This is a genomic window from Fodinibius salipaludis, assembly GCF_002287075.1.
Classification (GTDB): Bacteria; Bacteroidota; Rhodothermia; order Balneolales; family Balneolaceae; genus Fodinibius; species Fodinibius salipaludis.
This window is the reverse complement of the sequence record NZ_NSKE01000001.1, coordinates 22,569-40,706: the sequence shown is the minus strand read 5'-3', so window position 1 is coordinate 40,706 and position 18,138 is coordinate 22,569. Positions and strand designations below refer to the sequence as shown.

Annotated in this window: 20 protein-coding genes; 13 read left to right on the top strand and 7 right to left on the bottom strand. The window is 41.3% G+C overall.

Annotated elements, in window-relative coordinates; translation table 11 throughout:
• Positions 1–35 precede the first annotated feature (35 nt).
• From CK503_RS00215 to CK503_RS00205, 3 genes are all read right to left on the bottom strand, one after another.
• The gene (locus CK503_RS00215; RefSeq protein WP_095604770.1) at positions 36–455 is read right to left on the bottom strand and encodes a hypothetical protein; all 420 of its coding nucleotides are present in this window, start codon (positions 453–455) and stop codon (positions 36–38) included.
• A complete protein-coding gene (locus CK503_RS00210) occupies positions 431–892 on the bottom strand; it encodes a hypothetical protein (RefSeq protein WP_176466167.1) in 462 nt (153 codons plus the stop codon). Before CK503_RS00210 ends, CK503_RS00215 begins: the two co-directional genes overlap by 25 nt.
• Positions 893–1,116: 224 nt before the next feature.
• Positions 1,117–1,809 (bottom strand): ABC transporter ATP-binding protein, encoded by a 693-nt coding sequence (locus CK503_RS00205; protein WP_095604768.1) that lies wholly within the window; start codon positions 1,807–1,809, stop codon positions 1,117–1,119.
• 1,669 nt (positions 1,810–3,478) lie between these two features.
• Between CK503_RS00205 and CK503_RS00190 the strand changes: the two genes are divergently transcribed.
• The 9 genes from CK503_RS00190 to CK503_RS00150 all read left to right on the top strand — a co-directional run bounded on the left by CK503_RS00190 (position 3,479) and on the right by CK503_RS00150 (position 9,109).
• Positions 3,479–4,108, top strand: coding sequence for a 4'-phosphopantetheinyl transferase family protein (locus CK503_RS00190; RefSeq protein WP_095604765.1), 630 nt, complete (start codon positions 3,479–3,481; stop codon positions 4,106–4,108).
• A 24-nt stretch (positions 4,109–4,132) separates the two neighbouring features.
• Positions 4,133–4,897: an AmmeMemoRadiSam system protein B gene (amrB, locus tag CK503_RS00185; RefSeq protein ID WP_095604764.1), complete on the top strand. Its 765-nt coding sequence runs from the start codon at positions 4,133–4,135 to the stop codon at positions 4,895–4,897.
• Positions 4,898–4,903: 6 nt separating this feature from the next.
• Positions 4,904–5,770, top strand: a complete 867-nt coding sequence (locus CK503_RS00180) for a Rossmann-like and DUF2520 domain-containing protein (RefSeq protein ID WP_095604763.1) — start codon at positions 4,904–4,906, stop codon at positions 5,768–5,770.
• Between the two features lie 6 nt (positions 5,771–5,776).
• Positions 5,777–6,094: an MGMT family protein gene (locus tag CK503_RS00175; protein WP_095604762.1), complete on the top strand. Its 318-nt coding sequence runs from the start codon at positions 5,777–5,779 to the stop codon at positions 6,092–6,094.
• Positions 6,095–6,106: 12 nt separating this feature from the next.
• A complete protein-coding gene (locus CK503_RS00170; RefSeq protein ID WP_176466166.1) occupies positions 6,107–6,628 on the top strand; it encodes a TlpA family protein disulfide reductase in 522 nt (173 codons plus the stop codon).
• A gap of 5 nt (positions 6,629–6,633) precedes the next feature.
• On the top strand, positions 6,634–7,260 hold the full coding sequence (locus CK503_RS00165; RefSeq protein WP_095604760.1) for a redoxin domain-containing protein: 627 nt from the start codon (positions 6,634–6,636) through the stop codon (positions 7,258–7,260).
• Between the two features lie 88 nt (positions 7,261–7,348).
• A complete protein-coding gene (locus CK503_RS00160) occupies positions 7,349–7,738 on the top strand; it encodes a 6-pyruvoyl trahydropterin synthase family protein (protein WP_095604759.1) in 390 nt (129 codons plus the stop codon).
• Positions 7,731–8,387, top strand: coding sequence for a 7-carboxy-7-deazaguanine synthase QueE (locus tag CK503_RS00155; protein ID WP_217988279.1), 657 nt, complete (start codon positions 7,731–7,733; stop codon positions 8,385–8,387). The genes CK503_RS00160 and CK503_RS00155 overlap by 8 nt, the downstream gene beginning before the upstream one ends.
• Positions 8,387–9,109: an SDR family NAD(P)-dependent oxidoreductase gene (locus CK503_RS00150; protein WP_095604758.1), complete on the top strand. Its 723-nt coding sequence runs from the start codon at positions 8,387–8,389 to the stop codon at positions 9,107–9,109. Before CK503_RS00155 ends, CK503_RS00150 begins: the two co-directional genes overlap by 1 nt.
• Positions 9,110–9,221: 112 nt before the next feature.
• Here CK503_RS00150 and CK503_RS00145 read toward each other — a convergent pair whose 3' ends face one another.
• Entirely contained in the window at positions 9,222–10,640 is a 1,419-nt protein-coding gene (locus tag CK503_RS00145) for an NAD-dependent malic enzyme (protein WP_095604757.1), read from the bottom strand.
• Between the two features lie 295 nt (positions 10,641–10,935).
• Here CK503_RS00145 and CK503_RS00140 point away from each other — a divergent pair, with 295 nt between their 5' ends.
• The 4 genes from CK503_RS00140 (at position 10,936) to CK503_RS00125 (ending at position 15,936) form a co-directional block, all read left to right on the top strand.
• Complete coding sequence (locus CK503_RS00140) at positions 10,936–12,264, top strand: amidohydrolase family protein (protein ID WP_095604756.1); 1,329 nt, start codon at positions 10,936–10,938, stop codon at positions 12,262–12,264.
• Positions 12,265–12,268: 4 nt separating this feature from the next.
• On the top strand, positions 12,269–13,669 hold the full coding sequence (locus CK503_RS00135) for an amidohydrolase family protein (protein ID WP_095604755.1): 1,401 nt from the start codon (positions 12,269–12,271) through the stop codon (positions 13,667–13,669).
• Between the two features lie 5 nt (positions 13,670–13,674).
• Positions 13,675–15,015 (top strand): amidohydrolase family protein, encoded by a 1,341-nt coding sequence (locus CK503_RS00130; RefSeq protein WP_095604754.1) that lies wholly within the window; start codon positions 13,675–13,677, stop codon positions 15,013–15,015.
• A gap of 105 nt (positions 15,016–15,120) precedes the next feature.
• The gene (locus CK503_RS00125) at positions 15,121–15,936 is read left to right on the top strand and encodes a carbon-nitrogen hydrolase family protein (protein WP_095604753.1); all 816 of its coding nucleotides are present in this window, start codon (positions 15,121–15,123) and stop codon (positions 15,934–15,936) included.
• 4 nt (positions 15,937–15,940) lie between these two features.
• Here CK503_RS00125 and CK503_RS00120 read toward each other — a convergent pair whose 3' ends face one another.
• The 3 genes from CK503_RS00120 to CK503_RS00110 all read right to left on the bottom strand — a co-directional run bounded on the left by CK503_RS00120 (position 15,941) and on the right by CK503_RS00110 (position 18,109).
• A complete protein-coding gene (locus tag CK503_RS00120) occupies positions 15,941–17,113 on the bottom strand; it encodes a DUF445 domain-containing protein (protein WP_095604752.1) in 1,173 nt (390 codons plus the stop codon).
• Between the two features lie 79 nt (positions 17,114–17,192).
• Positions 17,193–17,645 (bottom strand): rRNA maturation RNase YbeY, encoded by a 453-nt coding sequence (ybeY, locus tag CK503_RS00115; protein WP_095604751.1) that lies wholly within the window; start codon positions 17,643–17,645, stop codon positions 17,193–17,195.
• 5 nt (positions 17,646–17,650) lie between these two features.
• Positions 17,651–18,109, bottom strand: coding sequence for a hypothetical protein (locus CK503_RS00110; RefSeq protein ID WP_095604750.1), 459 nt, complete (start codon positions 18,107–18,109; stop codon positions 17,651–17,653).
• Positions 18,110–18,138 lie beyond the last annotated feature (29 nt).

The window sequence follows — 18,138 nt, the reverse complement described above, 5'->3', positions numbered from 1 at the left end:
AGAGATTTATTAGAGCTTATTTTTTGAGCAACAGGTTAAATTAGTTGCTCAAAAGATTTTTGTCCCATACCACCATAATAGGTTGCAAGTCCTTCGTCAATAAAGGGATCTAATTCATAGTCTTTAAAAATGGTATGCACCAATTCATGGGGGTACTCTTCTGACCCTGTACCTACAAATACTTGATTATTTTTAGGATAGCCACGGCCATCATTGCCATCCCAGGCATAATCCAGCCCACTTATTTTTGCCATTTCCATAAAACTTGGAGCTAAGTAATAATTAATGGGTTCTGTTATAGTAATATTAAATTTATTTGATAGCTCTTTGACAAATTGAGCAGAGTCTTGAGCTTTGTCTTTATCAAAGTCAAAATTTAGCGGGTAGATATATTGAATATTCCCAATTTGCCTGCGTTGCCAATCGTTGGTTAGGTAGGGAAGAACACTAAACAATCTCCATTCTCCATTTTCTTTGCCGGCGTATACTCGTTGGATAGAATAAATTTCCTGGGATTTATTGAGATTTTTGGGAGCGTATAGTGTTTTGATAGCATAGAATTCGTCTTTTTTTCAATGCTTAGTACTCTTGGCTTTAACCCAAACGCACTATGTACATTCATACCATTGGATAGTTCATAACCATAGGTCCACCTTCGAGAAATATCGTAATCACTCCATTTCTCTTTTTGCTGCTCTGACCAATATGGGTTGTCATAAATGTTATTTGGCTGATTGCTTAAATGTTTTTGCCATAATTTATAGACCTTTTTGACTTCGACATCAGTAGTATCAACTCGCGGGGCTATTGGCAGGTCAATTAACTCTTGCGCATTTCCATTTAAAAAGCAGAAAATTATTATAAGTATTGAAATACCGACTTTCTTCATCACACTTAATGATAGTTATATTACAAATTGTTTTATAACAATATCGTACCTAACCAATAGGCACAGGCGTATCGCGTTAACTACCAAATGAAAGGTTAACCAATAAATAGAAGGGAGTGTAGGCTTGCCGGGACAATTTATGTTATGGGTTTTCTCACAAATTAAAACAATCTCAGGTGAATTATCGGTGTGATTTGCGATATGAATCTAAATACAATTTTATTCAATTATTGACTGAAAATACTCTGAATTACTGATTCTGAGTGTTGGGTTATATCTGATTTTATGTATTCACTTATATTTTGAAAATCAGACTTGCTAAATGTTTGTTGTACCGACCCTTTATATAGATAGCTTATTTTATCACAATTGCTTTTTAAAACCTCGAGAATATGCGAGGTTAGGACTATAATTTTATTCTTCTTTTTTAACTCTTTTAATATAAGATTGAGATTTTCGACCGTCTCGAGATCCAAACCATTAAAAGGTTCGTCAAGAAGCATAATAGGTTTATCTTGAGATATGATACCAAGTAAAGCGAGTTTCTTTTTCATTCCTGTGGAATACGTATCAACAAGTTTATTTAGTGGGAGATTGAAAATCTCATTCCATAGCTCCACATCAAATGTAGAATTACCATGAGATAGCAAATCAATATATTCGGCACCTTTCATATAGGGATAGAACCGTGGTTCGGTTTCTAAATATCCTATCTGTGAAGTACCGAAACTGTTATCTGGAAAGATGACTTCTCCAACTGAGGGTGTTAGTAGCCCATATATAATTTTAAAAAACGTAGTCTTCCCAGCTCCATTTGCTCCTAATATACCATGAATACTTCCGGCTTTTAACTCAAGAGAAAGGTCACGTAAAACTTGTTTCTCTCCATAAGAAAAATCTATGTTTTTAATTTTTAGCATATTCAGGTAGTGCTTTATTAGCTTTTCGCCAATAGAAGTAAAGGAACACTATTCCTATCGGAAAGAATATTATTGTGCTTATAAAAAATATAGTGAAAGGAATTTGGTTGTGAATTACTGATTTAGAAAACCCAAACTGAGAGTATTTATACAGAAGACAAAAACATATTGAGCATTCAATTATAATCAGTAATAGTATTAAGATGTACCATAACTCGATATGAAAAAGTAAAAATAGAGTATAAAATGGTAGAAAAAATAAATGAATAAATACTGAGTGATCTTTCAATTTTGCCCACAGAAAACTTGAGTTTCTGGGGTATGATTCAATCAGTTCTTTGCATTCCAGATCAGTAAAAGCCTCTGAAAAGCTTGCAACTAATATGAGTATTGCTACCGGTATCGCAATAGCATAGGAGATTACCAAAACCGTAAAGGTAAATCCGAACAGCAAAAAGAGTTTTCGTTGACGCATATAGCTACGCCATTCAAATAGATTAACCGGGATCCACTTGATAAGCCGACTATTATCCTGATAGCTTTTTTCGATCTTGACAGAAGGGAGAAACAGCATTATTGTAATTAATAGATGTCCAAAAAGTATAGCTGACCATTGTTGGAAGTAAACAAGAAAAAGGGAGTAGGGGAGTACCAGGGAATGATATTCTCCTGCCAAAATAGCTTCTATCGAGACATCTAACTTCCTGAGAAAGCCTTGATCTTTTCGCAACAGATGAATAGGTAATATTACCAGCGGATAGATGAGTACTGATAGGAAATAATTATCTGAAATCAATCCGGGCAACTCAAAAATCAGAAAACCGACTATTATTATTGCTAATATAAAAATACGGATAAATCCGACCTGCTTAAATAATCGCCAAAGTTGCTTTAGTCGAAATATTAATATCTTTGATAGAAGTGAGTCCAATGATTTTTTGAGTATTCAGTTAAGCTTAGCGGGTCAAACACCTACCGATAATACGACCTACTACACTGAAGTAGCTAAGCTACGTAGGCTGTACATAACGAGCGGCGGGTCAGATTCTCATTTTTTAACAGGCTATTCGAATGTTTGCCAATTTTCTTCCTTTCGAGAATCTGGAAATAAATATATCTAATAATATCGAAGCGTTGGTATAAAACATTAAAAAGTAGTCGAATTTTGCTAAACCTTCCTCAGTAAAAACTTTTATCAAGACATAAATAGCTGCAATTCCAAAGCTAATTGTCCAAACTTTATACCAGAAAGGACGACCCTGGATTTTATTTAACATGTGAAGGTATTTTAGTAATTAGAATTTAGCTTTTATCTAAACTCTACTTATCCATTCAAATTCTATGGTAGATATCTAAATCCTAACATGCAAAAGGCTGCCTTTTTCTGTTTCTGTAGTAATGCGATAAAAAGAACTATAAGCCAAACTTCTCATGCCTGGTATTAAATCGAAAAGAAGGTAAGGTATATTCTCACTTCGGAGGTCGCTGACGCTCCATAGTACGGCCTACGTAGCCACTTCGGCGTAGTGGGCGTAGGCGTGAGGGATGTATCAATCTTAAACCGGAGCTCCAAAACAGATATCATACTTTTTGTTTTGCACAATTAATAGTTTCAGAAGAGCGTAAAATTAAAGATTTTCAGTTGTTTTAGATTGAATAACAGAATGCAATGAGTAATCCGTTTTCAGAAATTAAAGAGCTGTTGCCTTTTGAGGCAGTGTTTTCGTTGTCAGCAATCACTTCGGTTACATCTGAAGCCATAAGCCGGCTCAGCAGCGAAGAAAAGCGCGAGTTAGAACTCTGCAAAAACCTTAAGCGTCAGCGTGAGTTTGTAACCTCCCGGATTACGTTAAAAGAGATGTCCCAAAAAATAGGGGATAGCCCATATTTTAAAATTCGAAAGGATGAGCTGGGTCAGCCTTTCGGGAAAACGAGTTCTCAAAAATTCTTTGTCAGCATTGCCCATACTGATGATTATGTGCTTTGCGGGTTAGCTGGTGCCCATCCGCTGGGAGTTGATTTAGAACCAGTTGATCGAACAGTGCCCACCAAACTAAGGCCTCGGATTACCCATCCAAAAGAAAATGATTTGGCCAATGAGATACCGCTTATCCGCTTATGGACGATCAAAGAAGCCTACATAAAACTACGCGGACAGGGATTGCGGATGAATATGAATGAGGTGCAAATAACACGAGAATCAGACCGGATGTTTGCCAAGATAAATAATGACAAAAGAGCTAAAATTTGTAGTTTCCGATTGAAAAATAACTGGTTAGCAGTCGCTTTTTATCATTAATTAAAAATAAGCAGAACCGTTTTTATGAATATCACTTCGTATTCCCGCAAACAGATTCAGGAAGGACTCGATAAAGCGCGGGAGCACCATGGAGAAGTCAACGATCATATCCGGGTACTTTTCGCTCCGGAAGAAATTAACGAGGATAATTTTGAACGGGCATGCGATATTTACAGTCGGCTGGATATGTCGAATTATGAAACCGTGGTGATTGTGGAGTCATATGACGAAAAGCTCGATAAAAAGCTGCCAATGGCATCAAATTCGTTCTTTGAAACGTCGCTTGGCAAGGTGCCGGTCAATGATTATATGCGGAATGAGTTTTGTGATGAGGATGATGATTTTTTCATTCACGATGAGGCCTTTACCAAGGACATTAGCCTCTTTCAACAGCTGATGTTTTTGCAGACGCTTTCGGATGATTTTGAGGCGCTGAGTGTTCAAATTGCCGATCCCGATCCCGCTATTGTAAAAGAAATTGGGTACGTGCTCGAAGAAGTGTTGGCATCACGCAGTGCACTGCTGATATTTAGTTGTGAGCTCGACAACGAACGAAAAGAAGAATTTGAAAAGGTTGTTGAGCTGATCGAATCCCAGAATGAATCAGGGCTCATGAACTATTTAAATAGTGGTGAGTCTAAAATTGAGGGAACAACTGCTTTTATTGCGGGCATCATTGTTGCTCAAAAGTGGGGACTTGATCTTCACTTTTTACGTGGCAAATATGAGGATTACAGTGGCAGTCTGATAACCGGTTATGCCGATCGCCAGAAGATAATCTTTTCATAACCCGCTATGGAAGCGCCTGATATCACAATAATTGGTGTAGGCAGATTGGGTAACTCTTTAGCAAAGGCATTGTCAGCGGCAGGTATTCCCATCAAAAGCCTTTATAATCGCACCGCTAATAAAGCCCAAAAATTGGCTGCTGATCTTAATATCAATGTGTCAGGATCTTTTCCATCGGATGACCATGAATTAGGAGATCTTATATTTATTACGGTAGCTGACGGGGCTATTGAAGGGGTTGCCCATCGGCTGGCTGATATTACTGAGGATTTTAGTGCAAAAACAATCGTACACTGTTCGGGTAACGAATCTGCAATTATTCTTGCGGATTTAAAATCAAAAGGAGGGAGTATTGCTTCTTTTCATCCACTGCAGACCTTTACTGGGTATTCTGAACCGTCAGATTTTGAGGAGATCTATTTTAGTCTGCAGGGGAATAAATCTGCTTTCCCCCAGCTTAAAGAGGTTGCAAAAAGGCTTGGGGCAGAGACCCTGGAGGTTACGGAAGATCAGAAATCGCACTTACACGTCGCAGCGGTGCTGGCATCAAATTATTTAAATACGCTGTTGGACGCGGCAGTAGAGACGGCTTCGGCCAGTGGGCTTGCTCCCAAAAAAGCTAAAAAAGCGCTGATGCCACTGGTTAAGACAACGCTCCAGAATATTGAGGATCAATCTTTTGAAGATGCCCTGAGTGGTCCTATTAAGCGGGGGGACTTACAAACCGTAGAGCATCATCTGGATTTACTGAAAGATAAACCAGAGTTATTAGCATTATACCAAATATTAGGGCAGAGGACTGTTGAATTGGCAAAAAAATCTCAACAAATTGACCACGATACCGCTCGAAAAATGATTAAGATGTTGAAATAATACGGTGTGGAGGATTATTATCAGCGTGTTTATAAGATCGTAGAACAAATTCCCAAGGGAAAGGTGACAACTTATGGTAGCATTGCTCGCTATTTGGGGATCGCTTCTGGTGCACGTATGGTGGGGTATGCACTCAATAAAGCAGCTGAAACGAACATTCCTGCTCATCGTGTTGTTAACAGAAATGGTGAACTGACAGGACGTGCATATTTTCCCGACGATACCATGCGAGAACGCTTAAAGCAGGAAAATATTAGATTTATCGATGAATACCAGGTTGATATCGACCAACATTTGTGGGATCCTAACGAAGAAATGGGATAGGTGATGCTGAATATGAGAAAATATAAACACATAGTACCTTTTTGGCCTTTTGTTGTGCTTTTGGCCTTTGGTTTTGTAAATGAATCAATTGGACAGGGTTTGCAAGACGAAGAATTATTAAAGGATGTCTCTGCTAATGATATTCAAGAAGTGATCAGTTCTTATAAAGGTGATAAGGCCGTGTTGATTAATGTGTGGGCTACCTGGTGTGCGCCCTGCATCGAAGAGTTTCCTCATATCGTAGAACTACAGCAAAAATATGAGGATGATCTTCATGTTGTATTTGTCTCGGCCGATTTTCCCAAACAACGTGAGAAAGCACTGGAGTTTCTACGAGCACAAAACGTGGACTGGCCAACCTATTTTAAAACGGGAAAAGATCAGCCTTTTATTGAGGCGTTGTCAGATGACTGGAGCGGAGCACTTCCATTTACGAAAATCTTGAATAACGATGGAGCAGTCGTTGCCAGCTGGGAACAAGGTGCCGGATATGAAAAGTTTGAACGTTTCACTAAAAAAGCAATAAACAACTGAATGCCATGAAAATACGTAAATTAGTTTATGTGTTACTTATACTTATTGCTACTGGATTACTGGCTTTTCTGCCGGTAGAGGATAAGCCTGCCGATCGGTTGGATATTGGTGATAAAGCCCCGCTTGCGGATGTTGAGGTGACGGATGTATCGGGAGAAAAATTAACGCTTGCAGAAGTAGCCGATGAAAACGGTTTGCTGGTGAATTTTTCATGCAACACCTGTCCATGGGTTAAGGCCTGGGAAGATCGGTACAATCCTATTGCAAACTTAGCTGAGAAAAATGACATAGGGGTTATTATGCTGAATCCCAATGCGGCTATTCGGGACGATGGAGAGTCAATGCAGGATATGCAAGCCCGGGCAAAATCAAGCAATTACGATTTCTATTACGCTCTTGATGAGAAAGCAAAGCTGGCCGAAGCTTTCGGAGCAACTCGCACCCCCGACATATTTCTCTTTAACAACGATATGGAGTTAGTATATACCGGTGCTATTGATGATAATGCAAAATCTGCCCAAGATGTGGATCAGCAGTTTCTGAAGAATGCGATCCAAAACCTGGTAGCAGGCAAAGAAATCAATCCCCAAACGACCAAGGCTTTGGGATGTACTATTAAGTGGCCCAAGTAATTCCTATTTGTCTCAATATTTCCTTATTTTTGGAGGCTTGTCAGTAACGGCAAGCCTTTTCTTATGGAACCCAATGAAATAACAGTAAATGCCTACTTGGACCTTACATACTGAATTTAAATTTGATGCCGCTCATTTAATAGAGGGATATGACGGCAAATGCGGACGTATGCACGGACACAGTTACAAAGTGCATATTTCTGCAAAATCGTATAAGCTGAATCCATCGAAATATCTTGATACGGATGATATGGTCTGCGATTTTAGGGAATTAAAGTGGGCTTCCAAGGGTTCAGAAAAGGGTGGTTTGGATCATTCGGTACTGAATGAAGAGATGCCGATAAATCCCACTGCAGAACGCATCGCAGAATTTATTTATAAAGAGACTCAGCAGCGCATTCCCGAGGGCGTTACATTGAATGTTACCGTTTGGGAAACCGAAAACAGCTGGGTGGAATATACAGAGGACAATGTTTAACGAATTTGATCAGAAAAAATTAGAAGAGCTGATTGACCAGGATGAAATGTGTTCGGTGGAATATCCGCTGGTCGAAGATTTTTATACTATCCAGGGAGAAGGGGCTCATAGCGGACGTCCGGCGTATTTTATCCGTACTGCAGGGTGCGATGTCAATTGTTGGTGGTGCGATGTAAAAGAGAGCTGGGATGAAGACCAACATCCTCCAAAGACGGTTGAAGAAATAGTAGAGGGAGCGAAGGAAAGCGGCGCTGAATTTGCCGTAATCACTGGTGGAGAACCCCTATTGCACGATCTTGATCCGCTTACCTTCCAACTAAAACAGGCCGGAATACAGGTGCATATCGAAACAAGCGGATCGTCACCTATTTCCGGTTACCTTGATTGGATTACGCTTTCACCTAAACGTTTTAAAGAACCGCTGGATGATATATTTCCCTATGTAGACGAATTAAAGGTGGTTGTATTGACCAATAAAGATCTTGAATGGGCAGAGAAAAATGCCGAAAAATGTCCTGATAGCACGCAACTGCTTTTACAGCCAGAATGGGAAAAGGAGGGAGCCGTGGATTTGATAATTGATTACGTGAAGGAGAATCCACAGTGGGGTATCAGCCTTCAAACCCATAAGTTTATGGAGGTTAGGTAGTGGCTGATCAGAAAAGCCATTCCGTCGTTATCACCGGTGCCAGCCGGGGTATTGGTCGACGAATTGCCCAAGCTTTTGCACGAGAAACAGATTATGCTCTTCTGCTTGTTGCCCGAACGGAATCAGATCTAAAAGACACCCAAACTATTTGCCGTAATATCGGTGATAATCATATTGTTATTGCCGCTTTGGATGCTGCAGCCCCAAAGGCTGTACAGAAGATAAAGGTGCCGGAGGATTTTCCGACGCCAAAGATTATCATTAATAATGCCGGTTCTTTTCTGTTAAAGCCGTTGCAAAAAACAACGCATGAAGAATTTACTCAACAGGTACAGGCGAACCTATTTTCAGCAGTCAATATTACCAATCGTTTTCTGGATGACCTTAAAAGCAAATCGAATGGGTTAGTTATCAATATTTGCTCAGTGGGGGCGGTAGAGGGCCTTGAAGACAGCGGTGCCTATTCGGCTTCAAAACATGCATTGCTGGGATATACGCGTTCACTTCGTCAGGAGTTGATGGAAACTGAAGTCGGAGTTACGGCTATTAACCTGGGACAAACACAATCCACATCCTGGGAAGGCTCGCTTATTGATCGTGATCTTTTGATTGATCCCGATGACGTGGCTAACATTATTCTAAATTTAACTCAGTTATCTCCCCGAACGGTTGTTGAAGAAATACTTGTCAAGCCCCAACACGGACGTGTGCCGCCAATGTAAGCAATAATAGTAAAGCTGTAGGTTGGCAGCAGGCATTCTGATTAGCAAAAGGGTTACCCGTTTCGCACCAGGAGGTACGAAACGAGAAAGAAAATCTTTTTAAACTGATTCTTTATGGTTGCGGGCGTTGGGCTACTCCACTATCGTAGGCCGCATTTTTTACATCTTTGGACACTCTGCGTACCACTTCCTTGTTAAATACGCTTGGTACAATGTATTCTTCGCTAAGTCCCTCTTCATCGATACATTCAGCAATTGCGTGAGCTGCAGCCAGTTTCATTTCCTCGTTAATGTCGGTAGCACGAGCATCTAAAGCACCGCGGAAAAGTCCCGGAAATGCCAATACATTGTTAATCTGGTTAGGGTAATCACTTCGTCCGGTGGCAATAATCCGGGCAATTCCCTGTATTTCTTCGGGCATGATCTCGGGAACTGGGTTTGCAAGCGCAAAGACGATCGGATCTTCAGCCATCTGCTCGATTGCCTCGATGGGAACGGTTCCCGGTCCGCTAACTCCGATAAGGAGATCAGCGTCTTTGGTAGCTTCCAATAAAGAGCCGGACAGGTTATTGGGATTAGTATTTTCAGCTACCCACTTTTTACTTGAATTCAGTTCATCTATGTTGTCTCTGTTGATGATACCGCTTCTGTCACAACACAAAATTTCTTCTGCTCCTGCTTCTAATAGTATTTTTGTGATGGCTACACCGGCCGCACCAACACCAACAATCACGGTCCGGAGATCAGAAAGATCTTTGTCAACAACTTTTAAAGCATTAATGGTAGCAGCCAGCGTTACAACGGCTGTACCGTGCTGATCATCATGAAAAACAGGAATATCCAGTTCTTCCTTAAGCTTTTCTTCAATTTCAAAGCAGCGTGGAGCACCGATGTCTTCGAGGTTGATTCCTCCAAAACCGGGTGACATCCATTTAACAGCATTGACAATTTCATCCACTTCCTGTGTTTGCAGACAAATTGGATAGGCATCAACATCGGCAAACTCTTTAAACAACATAGCCTTTCCTTCCATCACCGGCATGGCAGCTTCTGGTCCGATATCGCCGAGTCCTAATACGGCAGAGCCATCGCTGACAACAGCTACCGAATTTTCTTTAATGGTAAGGGAGTGAACTTTCTCTTTATTATCGGCAATGGCTTCACAGACTCGTCCTACGCCCGGAGTATACGCCATTGAAAGGGAATCACGGGTATCAACAGGAACTTTGTTTTCAATTCGGATTTTGCCTCCGAGATGGAGTAGAAATACACGATCGGAGACATTTCTGACTTTGACGCCGTCAATTGCTTTAACAGCTTCAACAATAGCTTTGGAGTGTTCCTCATTGCGGGCACTTACGGTCAAATCCCGAACTTTATATTCTCCTTCAACCTCGACGACATCAACCGCCCCGGGATCTGCTTTATGATCTGCAATTTCACTTAAAATCTTGGCCAGCATACCTGGTTTATTTTTGATATATAAACGCATGGTAAAACTATAGCTGACACTTGGTTGTACTTCACTCATCGGGTAATCTTTTACAATTTAAATATTATTGATACTCAAAATTATGACCAGCAAATTTACAATCCTTAGAACTGTGCAACAAATTCTATTCCATGGTTTTTATCTGTTGAATGTACAAGCTGATGACTCTTAAATATAACTGGTTGAATATTGTTCTTAACTTAAAGAATAGGGCAGCAGTTATAAAAAGTATCAATTTATTACTGCTTTACATCTTTTTTCCTTTATATACTTTCAAATTAGATTCATAATCATATATTCAGAATGGTTTAAATTTGCACTAAAACAAATTTTTATGAAGAAAACAGCTCGTATAACTGTTCTTTGTTTTTCATTTTTGATGGTATGCTCGTTACACGGGTGGGCTCAGTCGTCACCGGCAGAGGCTTTTAAAAATGTAACGATTCATACTGCTGATGGAAACACAATAAAAAGTGGAACTATCGTCTGGAGAAATGGCGTAATTACTAATATTGGTAAAGATGTGTCCATTCCTTTTGATGCCTACGTACGTGACGGTGGAGATAGCCTGCATGTATATCCGGGGTTTATTGATGGGCATGCACTTTGGGGAAGTCCGGATGTGGAAGAAAATGTAGAAACCCCTGATGAACCCGGCAATCCTGGTTATGGGCGGGCGGGAATTCAGCCTGAACGAAAGCCCTCAGAGTTATTACAAACAGACAGCAAGGCTCTTTCCGAGGCGCCTAAAAAAGGGTTTACAACTGCTGCGCTGGGATTAAAGGGACAGATGCTTCCCGGTCAGGTTGACCTGTTTTTTATCAATGAAAAAGAGACTGAGGATTTGCTTTTAAAACAGGGAGTAGGAATAACAGCCCAACTTGAAGAAGCGCAGGGGCAAGCATATCCCTCAACAACAATGGGAGTAATGAGTCAGTTACGACAACTCTTTAATGATGCTGAAGCACTACAGCAACAGGAACACTATTTTGCTTCGGTTTCATCTAATTATCCCGCTCCTAAACAGAACAAGGTACTCGAAGCACTGTATCCGGTGATGGATAACCAGCAGCCGTTCTATTTTGTGGTGGATACTAAAGAAAATATTGAGCGTGTATTTGAACTCCAAGACGAACTCGGTTTTGAGGTGGTGATTGTATCCGGAAAAGAAGCGTATAAAAAGTCCGATGAGTTGAAGCAGCGTAATATACCGGTATTGGCAAGTATTGATTTGCCCGAAGAGCCTGAATGGCGATCAGATGACGAGGATGAAGATCAGCCTGAGATAACCGAAGAAATGCGCATCTTTAGAGATCGACAGGAAGAAGCTTATAAAGCAGACATTCAAAATATTGCAAAGCTTATCGATAGCGGTGTAAAAGTTGGCTTTGCTTCGAACGGACTTGAACTGTCTGATATCAGTAAAAACCTTACGGTCTTGCAAGAGGAGAGCGACCTTGGAAAAGAAGCCATATTACGAATGTTGACGCAATCAACGGCTGATATTCTGGGATACAGCAACCAGCTTGGAAATATAGCAGAAGGTCGTATTGCCAGCTTTACCGTATTTAATAAGCCATTTATGGAAGAAAAGGCTCAAGCACTTTATTCCATTACGGATGGAAATCTTACAGAATTTGAACAAGAATCTTCCGAGGAATAGCATTATGAAGAAGTTACTTTTATTAATACTAACGTTTTGTTTTAGTCTGACGGGTTTTGCCCAGGAGAAGGGATCGGTACTTATCAAAGATGGAACCCTGATTACTATTACTGATGGTAATATGCCGAACACCGATCTGCTAATTGAAGATGGTGTTATCACCGAAATTGGAGAAGACATTTCTGCCCCGCGAGGAGTGGAAACCGTTGATGCCTCCGGAAAATATGTGATGCCGGGTATTATTGATGCTCACTCGCATATTGCAGGGGTGGATATCAATGAATGGACTAATCCCGTTACGGCAGAAGTTTCGATGGAGGAGTCGATCAATCCCAATGATATCAACATTTACTGGGCGCTGGCCGGCGGTGTAACGTCTATACATTTAATGCACGGTTCTGCCAATGTTATAGGCGGACAGAATGAGACGCTCAAGCTTCGCTATGGGACAGAGATGGATGATATGCGATTTGAGGATGCCCCCCGTACGATTAAATTTGCGCTGGGAGAAAATCCAACGCGAGTACATGGACAGGGATTTGACGTGCAGCCGCGAACTCGTATGGGCGTTGAGCAGGTCATTCGCGACCATTTTGATGCCGCAATCGATTACAAGCGCAATCGCCAAGAATATTTAGATGCCAAACAGGCTTACGAAGATGGTTATCGCTCAACACCGCCTGTCCCCGTTGCCGAAAACGAACGGCTCGACGTTCTGGTGGATATCTTAGAAGGAGAAGTGCTTGTCCATACGCACTCGTACCGAGCGGATGAAATTACCATGCTGATGCGCGTTTTTAATGATTATAGAATTGAAGATTATACGTTCCAGCACGCAAATGAGGCTTTCAAAGTGGCACCGGAACTTAAGAAAAACGGGGCTTACACCTCAGTTTTTGCCGACTGGTGGGCTTACAAGTTTGAGGTCTACTATTCTACGGCCTATAATGCCTCTATACTGAATGCGAATGACGTCAAAAATAGTATCAACTCCGATAGCGGTGAACTGATTCGCCATCTTAATCACGAGGCGGCAAAGACTGTTCATTATGGCAATACATCTAAGCAGGATGCCCTTAAAATGATTACGATAAACCCTGCTGTACAATTAGGTATTGATGAAAAAGTGGGCAGCATCGAAGTAGGTAAACACGGAGATGTTGCCATCTGGGATGGACATCCATTGAGCATCTACAGTAAAACGTTAAAAACGTATGTAGACGGCAAGAAATATTTTGACCGTGCTGAAGATGCCGATGATATGCGATTGAAGGTTGATGCTGAACAGGAATTTGATGAGGCATCAGGTCGGTGGTACAACGAGAACGGCCGTCATTCAGAAACATGCCTGAGAGGAGCAGAGATCCGTTTCAGCAAACAAGGCATGAAACTTCAAGGCAATTAATTTAAATGATGAAAGACACAGAAATTATTATGAAGTATTTGAAAAGCACAATATCAGCTTGTCTATTGGTACTTTTGTTGGGGATGAGTGTTGAAGCTCAGATTACTCAAAAAGCTGAAATCGGAAAATTTGCTATTACCAATGCTACTATCTATACCGTTACCAATGGTGTGATTGAGAATGGAACGGTATTGATTGAAAATGAGCAAATTGTCGAGGTCGGCAATGACGTTGACATCCCTTCGGAGTATGAGCAGATTGACGCTTCCGGAAAACAGGTGTACCCAGGATTTTTTGATGCGGGCACGCAACTGGGTCTTCAGGAAATCGGTGCCGTAGCGGTAACCAATGATCAGGCAGAGCTTGGCGATTTTAATCCCCACGTACGGGCGTTTACTGCTATTAATCCAAGCAGTGCCAGTATTCCGGTTACACGGGTTAATGGCGTTACCCATGTTATCTCAATGCCCGTTTCCGGACGACTCGCAGGCAAGGCTACACTTATAGATCTCTACGGTTATTCTCCAGATTCTATGGCCGTTACGCCCAATGCAGGGGTTCATTTAAACTGGCCGACATCCAAAAAAGGAGGCTGGTGGGATGACCGAACCGATGAAGAAGTTGATAAAGAGTATAAAGAAGACCTGAAAAAGCTCAATGACTTCATTTCCCGGGCTCAATTCTACAATAAAATGATGACGGATTTTGAAAACAATCCCAGTAACAAAGAGCAGCCTGATATGAATAAAAAAATGCAGGCCATGCGAGAGGTTGTAAAAGGGGAGATACCGGTCATTATTTCAGTGGATGCCAAAAGTGATATTCTTAATGTTATCGACTGGACCAAAGACTATCCGGACATGCAGTTTGTGCTGGCGGGCGTAAGGGATGGCTGGCGCGTGGCTGATGAAATCGCTGAAGCCGGACTTCCGTGCCTGGTTTCTACGCTTTATACTCCCGAACGCGATTACGATAATTATCAGCGCCCGTATCAAAATCCTGCAAAGTTGCATGCAGCAGGCGTTAAGGTAGCTATTGCCACCGGTGGAGTTGAGAACGTGAGAAATGCTCCATACCATGCCGGCTTTGCAGCCAGCTATGGCTTAGGAAAGCAGGAAGCACTGAATGCCATAACAATTAATGCTGCAGAAATTTTTGGGGTGGATGATAAGCTCGGCAGTATTGAAGAAGGAAAACAGGCGAATTTGTTTATAGCTGACGGTGATCCTTTTGAGCCGATGAACCATATTACCGATGTATTTATTCGCGGACATAAGATTCCGATGGTAAGTCGGCATATACAACTCTATCAGCAATATTTGGACAGGGGAGCCAAAACAAATTAATATTCATTGAATATCATAATCTTAAGGGTGCGGCATGAATAGTGTCGCACCTTTTTTATTTTAGGGATAGTTGTAAAGACGTGTTAACTAAATACATTTCCCTTTATGTTTTCTGAGTCTTATAAAGCCGCTGTTATTCAGATGAATAGCCAAACAGATCTTCAGTCCAACTTGGATTCGACCTATCATTATATTGAAGAATCTGTTGAAAGAGGGGCTAAAGTAGTTGGACTGCCCGAGAATTTTTCCTTCCTCGGCGGACTTTCGATGCGGATGAATAAGGCAGATGAAATTGCTCGGAAAGTCCCAAAATTTCTTTCTCGGACGGCAAAAGAGTTTGAGGTTTACATTATGGGTGGGAGTTATCCCGTGCCGACTGGTAGCGGAAAAGTATATAATCATTCTCCGTTTTATACCCCCGATGGCGAAGAAGTACAAAGCTATAATAAAATCCATCTTTTTGATGTCGATTTGGATAAGGACGAATCATATCGGGAGTCCGACTATGTGGAACCAGGTGATCCGAAGTCGGTGATTTATGAAAGTGATTACATAGGTAACTGGGGGCTTTCCGTATGTTATGACTTGCGTTTCCCTGAGCTTTATCGAGAGATGGTTGCCGACGGATCCCAGATATTGTCTATACCATCGGCATTTACATATACAACAGGACAGGATCATTGGCTCCCGTTATTGAGAGCACGTGCTATCGAGAATACAAGCTATGTTTTCGCTCCGGCCCAGACTGGGTTACACGGAAAAAACAGAAAGACATGGGGGCATGCTATGATTATCGATCCGTGGGGCCGTGTCGTCGCAGATGCGGGGCAAGAGCCGGGTATTGTTATTGCAGAGATTAATCCCGCAAAAGTACAGGAGGTACGCAGCCGGATTCCTTCACTCAAGCATCGCAGAATGTGAGCTTTTAAAACTTGTCTTTTGAGTCTGAAACGTATTGATATAGCAGTTGATCTAAGAGCAACATAATAACAGCGAGGCTTGCCAACACAATAACACTTATTAGCGGCTCCCAGATGACAAATCCACCAATTACGCCCAAAATAGCTCCCAAATATTGAATATATCGCAGCTGCTCATTGGTTGCCGACCGGATAATATTCGAGATATGCTGCTCGTCGTAACTCCGCAAATTCTCTTCGACTAAAGCATGTACATTTAGCTGGTTGATAAGCTTATAGAGCAGTGTGGTAACAATTTCTTCGATTGCGTCACTATTTTTATCAATCTTTTCCGGCAGCTGATCAAGCAGATCATCCAGTTTATCGAGACCGCTTTCTACTGAGGTTGGTATTTGAACCAAGGCTTCTTCAATAATAGCCTGCATTTCCTGTCCCTTTACAAAGGTGTATGTTTTAAAAGCGATTTTTTCAAATGATTTATTATGTAGTGCCTCTTCGATTTGGATAAGAATACGTTTGGCAAGGGCAGCCCTGATTTCAGGATCGGCAATCATTTCATCAACATATTGCACCACCCACTGTTTTATATCTTTTCTGAACTTGGGGTCATCAATAATGTTTTTAATATATTGCGTTGAAAGCTCCCGGTAGCGGCTAATGATGTTTGATTCTGATATCTTTTTCTTTATGATTTCGGGGTTGATCAAATCCTCAGAAACAGCTTGTGCCAGGCGATAAGCAATACGGTTCTTTTGTGCTGGGATGAGTCCATGTCCCAAAATGGGACGTTTTTCGGCCGGTTTAAAGAGCATGGTAATGGCCAGCCAGTTGGTTGAGAATCCGATTAACCCACTGACGCTAAGTATCTTTAGGAGTCCCTCAAATTGGAGTGTTTGTCCCAAAACAGTGCCCGATAATCCATCAAAATCCCAAAAAAAAGAAAGTCCGAAAAGCAGTACTAATAAATAGGGGATAATCGAAAGAGTCGATATGAGAGTATTGCTGTAGTGTTGTTCTCGTTTGGGTTGTTGGTGGGGCTGTGTTGTCGGTTCGGTGTTATCGTCAATGCGGGTATATCGACTGACGATCTGCCAAAGATTTCGAGCGTGTTCGCGCGTTTTATTTTTGGCCGTATCCAAGGCGTCGTCAGATTTATTATCAGGAATGTCTACACTCATACCGTTGGCATTTATTGAACTGTTGACGGAAAGCTATACGCAGATATGGATAAGTAGTTTAGAACCTGCAAAACGGAAATTATCCGTACTGCTTTTCTGCCAGGTTAAGATAGAATTCTTCTTTTTGGCTCATCTGCTCTTTTTCTTTTTCGGATTGATCTTCGTAACCTGCCAAATGCAGCAGGCCATGTATGTAAATCCGTAAAAACTCTCTTTTATTGGATTCGTTAAATTCTTGTGCCTGTTCGACGATTCGAGGGCCACAACAAAACATGGTGCCTTCTATATCGTGGTTATGATTAGTATCGTCATATCGAAAGGTAATGATATCGGTTATATAATCCCGATTAAGGTGCTCACTGTTGATCTGAACAATCTTTTCTTCATCAACATAGACAACTTCAACAAAATTAAAGCTGCACTTTTCCTCGTCAGATAGCTGTTTAGCTACTGCTTGATAAAAAGGTTGCTCGAGGGGAATAGAAAGACTTGTCTGATTAAATACTTGGATATCAGGAAATTCATCAGCCATTGATATCAGTCTTCATCAAACGAAAAGTCATCCAGATCCACTGATTCAGTAAGGGATAGGGCAATGGCACTCATCATCAAATCTTCCGGCAGCTTTGTGAAATCGCTGTTCAAAATCATTTCACTTACGTTGGCATATAAGCTGCAACCGGCTCCGGTTTCGACAATAAGACCTGATGTACGCTCATTTTGACGCCCAAAAAAGGTCACCTGCTGTAGCATGTCACTGGCAATAAAGGCTGTACAATTGTGTAGCTGCAAAAATGTATTCTGCGCATACACCGAAACCATATTTGAGTTTTTGCCTTTTACCTCGAGGCCGAGATGTATTTCCAGGGCAAGACGGCGGTTTTCTTCTTCATTTACAACCTCAAGCCGAAAAACATCATTACCAAGGGGCTTGGCTTTGGTTTCAAGCACGTTGGCAATAGCATCAATATTTTCTTTGGTAAACTGATGAACCATTGGTTCGCAATCTTATACAATCATTATTT